Source organism: Myxacorys chilensis, assembly GCF_059505265.1.
On the sequence record NZ_JCACKG010000304.1, the window covers coordinates 1 to 2,260 of the forward strand.

Below are 2,260 nucleotides of genomic sequence, written 5' to 3' on the forward strand. Positions count from 1 at the left end.
GGGGCTTCCTCGTGGAGGCGTGCCAGTAGTTGAAGGCTTCGACCAGCTCCGCCGTCCGGACAACATCGCCTTTCTCTCCCGTGACCTCGCACGCCTCCACGAGGAAGCCCCCGAGGGGATCGGAACTGTCCCGGTACTCCGCGGTAGCCTCCATCACGGCCGGCGGCTCCTGCAGGCCGGCCTCGAGGTAGGACCTTAGACCTTCCACCATCCATTGCAGGATCCCGTCGCGCTCCTCCCAGAGCTTTGTCTTGAGATCAGGGTCACGCTCCTGCACGGGGATCTGCACCTCGAACGGCACCAAGAGCACGCGGCGCCAGATGCCGTCATCGGTGCCCCGGATGTCCGGCCGGTGATTGCCGGAGATCGTCAGCTTGAACTCAGGCCAGGCCTCGAGGAAGGGCTTGTTGAGCGGGCGCACCATGATGGGCTCCCCACCCGTGATCTCCTTGATCCGTGCTTCCTGAAGGCGCTCCCCCTCTTCGGGCTCGGAGGCGCGAACCAGGCGCGCGCCGATGAGCGGCACGAGATCGGGCGTGGCCTCAGCGCCGGAGCGCCGGGTCGACCCGGTCAGGGCCTCGATCCTGGCCGTCGTGGCATACTCGCCGAGGATCCTCGCGATGAGGTCGATCAGGACCGACTTGCCGTTCGCGCCCGACCCGTAGAGGAAGACGAGCTTCTGCTCCAAAAGGCCGGTCAGGCACAGGCCGAACCAGCGCTGCAGGAAGGCGCGCATCTGCTCGTCGGGCTGCACCCGCTCCAGGAAGGCCAGGAACTTCGGGTAGGCCGCCTGCGGCTCCCACTTCACCGGCATCATCTTGGTCAGGAACTGCTCGCGGGCGTGCGGCAGAAGCTCGACCTGGGCCATGCGGGCGGCGCCTTGGGTCTCGACCCAGAACCGCAGGGCTCCCGACTGGGTGTTGACGATCAGCGGATCGGCGTCGAGCTCGGTGAGCTGCTTGGTCTGTCGCTGGGACGCGAGCTCGATGGCGGCACGGATCCGGGCGGCGTTGCCCGAACCTCGCGCATGGGTGCGATGCTCGCCCCGGCGTTTGGTCAGCTGGCCGCCAGTCTTGCCGGCATCGGCCGCCTGGGAGGCGAGCGCGGCCAGGCGCTCGCGCTGCTTGGTGGTTCGCTTGGTCTTCGACACGGCCTCAAGCTTGCGGAGCTCAGCTGCGTCCGTGTCGGCCTGCGCTCGAAGCTCGGCGTCCGCTGGCGTGAGCTCCAGGTGCGGGATCTCGGCGAGGATGAGCTCACCCAACTGCTGCGCCCGCAGTCCCACCTCGATCTCGTCCTCGTCCTTCTTCCAGTACTGGCCGGTCCAGACGAACCAGCTCACCCGAGGCACATGGATCAGGTCCCGCCCGTAATGCTCGATCAGCCGTTGCGCGTTGCCCCGGTCGTTGAGAGGGAAGCCCGCGCACCGGCGCGCGACCCGGACGATCTCGGGATCGATCTCGACCGACGGGCCGTTCGGCGCGTCGTCCTCCTCCGTTCCCAAGCTGGGCCACACCCCGCCATGCGGGCGTGCCGCATGGTCCTGTTCGGCCGGCCGGACCCGGCGCGTCCTTGCGACCGGCACCCCGGCCATGTCGATGTCCTCGGCTGCGGACAGCCGGGCTCGCACCTGCTCGAACCCGTCCGGGCTGCCGCTTGAAAGGTCGGTGGATGGGTGAGGTGGCTTGAAGGGTTTCATGGGTTGGTTCTTTCAGTTGCGGGCCGGCTGCGCCGGTCACCAGGGTGTCGTGGATGTCCCAGCCCCCGCCCGAGGGGCGAGGGAGAACCGCGCGAGGCCAGGGACACGGGCTCTCGCGTGGGTTCGTTGCGGATCGGCGCGGCCGTCCTGAATAGAGGTGAGCCACTCCAGGTCCTCGGCAGGACGAGGACCTCATCGAGCTCGTGGCCGGGGACGCGGGCGCACCTCGTCCCCGTCGCGCGCAGGCTCGCGGCGACAGCGGCTGCCCGTTAACAAAAGGCCGCGGATTGGCGGCCTGTCGGCTCTCGGCGCGAAGTCCTGCAGACCAAAGCCATTGTTCCTGATGCGCTTTCTCTGACCGGCGCCGGCTGAGGCACCTGACCCGGGCGGCCCGGCCCCGAAAAATCGGGCCCGTCAGAAAATAATCTACGCATTGGAGGGGCGCGGGTCGGGGCAAGACCCCTCTCCAGAGGATCTGACCCCCCCTCCCCCCTGCCAGGGTTCGGGGCTTCTGAGCCGGCTGCGGCGCTCCTCGCGCTGCTTCAGGCGGTCGTGGTACCAGCG

The 2,260-nt window shown here is 68.5% G+C and carries 1 protein-coding gene; it reads right to left on the reverse strand.

All coding sequences use genetic code 11. From position 1 onward, the window contains the following. A partial coding sequence (locus AC5JLB_RS30225) for a DNA primase family protein (protein WP_495877519.1) occupies nt 1-1,696 on the reverse strand: 1,696 nt, incomplete at its 3' end. Nucleotides 1,697-2,260: the final 564 nt, after the last annotated feature.